This is a genomic window from Streptomyces hygroscopicus subsp. hygroscopicus, assembly GCF_030269125.1.
In the GTDB taxonomy this organism is placed as follows: Bacteria; Actinomycetota; Actinomycetes; order Streptomycetales; family Streptomycetaceae; genus Streptomyces; species Streptomyces hygroscopicus_C.
The window spans coordinates 1-1,347 of sequence record NZ_BSSM01000046.1 but is presented as its reverse complement, the minus strand read 5'-3'; the positions used below and the strand labels follow the sequence as shown (position 1 = coordinate 1,347).

Sequence of the window (1,347 nt, the reverse complement as noted above, 5' to 3'; positions counted from 1 at the left end):
GCGCGGCATGACGGGGAAGTGGAAGGCCATGTGGCACTCGTCGCCGCCGCTCGGGAAGTCGCCGAAGTAGTCGACGACGTCCTCGGGCCACTGGTTGGCCTCCGCCAGCAGCACCGTGTCCGGGTACATCGCGTCGATCTCCCGGCGGACCCGCTTCAGGAACTGGTGGGACGCGGGCAGGTTCTCGCAGTTGGTGCCCTCCTGCGCGTAGAGGTACGGGACCGCGTCCAGCCGGTAGCCGTCGATGCCCAGGTCCAGCCAGAAGCGCAGGGCGGCCAGGATCTCCTCCTGCACGGCCGGGTTCTCGTAGTTGAGGTCCGGCTGGTGGGAGAAGAAGCGGTGGAAGTAGTACTGGCCCCGCACCGGATCGTGCGTCCAGTTCGACACCTCGGTGTCCACGAAGATGATCCGCGCGTCCTCGTAGCCCTTGTCGTCGTCGGCCCAGACGTAGTAGTCCCCGTACGGGCCGTCGGGGTTCTTGCGGGACTCCTGGAACCACGGGTGCTGGTCGCTGGTGTGGTTCATGACGAAGTCGATGATCACGCGCATGCCCCGCTGGTGGGCGGCGTCCACGAACTCCACGAAGTCGGCGAGGTCGCCGAACTCGGGGAGCACCGCGGTGTAGTCCGAGACGTCGTACCCCCCGTCTCTCAGGGGCGACTTGAAGAACGGCGGCAGCCACAGGCAGTCGACGCCGAGCCACTGGAGGTAGTCGAGCTTGGCGGTCAGGCCCTTGAGGTCGCCGACGCCGTCGCCGTTGCTGTCCTGGAAGGAGCGGACCAGGACCTCGTAGAAGACGGCACGCTTGAACCACTGCGGGTCCCGGTCCCGGGCGGGTGTGTCCTCGAAGGTGTCCAGTACGGGTTCGTTGACGGTCATGACGCTGCGGGCCCTCCGTTCCGGTGCGTCGATCGCTGGACGTGGAGCACGTGCGCCGGTGCCCGGCCCGGGGTGAGGCGCACGAAGTTGGTCCTGCCCCAGTGGTACGCCTCGCCGGTCAGTTCGTCGTGTACGGACAGGTCGGCGTCCCAGTCCAGGCCGAGTTGCGGCATGTCCAACGAGACCGTGGCCTCCTGGGCGTGATGCGGGTCGAGGTTGACGACCACGATGACCGTGTCCGTCCCCGTGCTCTTGCTGTAGGCGAGCACGGCGTCGTTGTCGGTCTCGTGGAAGCGGAGGTTCCGCAGGCGTTGCAGCGCCGGGTGTTCACGGCGGATGGTGTTGAGGCGGGTGATGAGGGGTGCGATGGTGCGGCCCTCGCGTGCGGCGGATTCCCAGTCGCGGGGCCGGAGCTGGTATTTCTCCGAGTGCTTGTACTCCTCGCTCCCCTCGCGCAGCGCGGTGTTC

2 protein-coding genes are annotated in these 1,347 nt (G+C 67.5%); both read right to left on the bottom strand.

The annotated features are described in order from the left end of the window. Positions 1 to 879, bottom strand: an 879-nt coding sequence (locus tag QSK45_RS38000; RefSeq protein WP_285563524.1) for an alpha-amylase family glycosyl hydrolase, incomplete at its 3' end; no start/stop codon positions are given. After that, positions 876 to 1,347, bottom strand: a 472-nt coding sequence (locus QSK45_RS37995; protein WP_285563523.1) for an alpha-glucosidase C-terminal domain-containing protein, incomplete at its 5' end; no start/stop codon positions are given. The genes QSK45_RS37995 and QSK45_RS38000, both read right to left, overlap by 4 nt.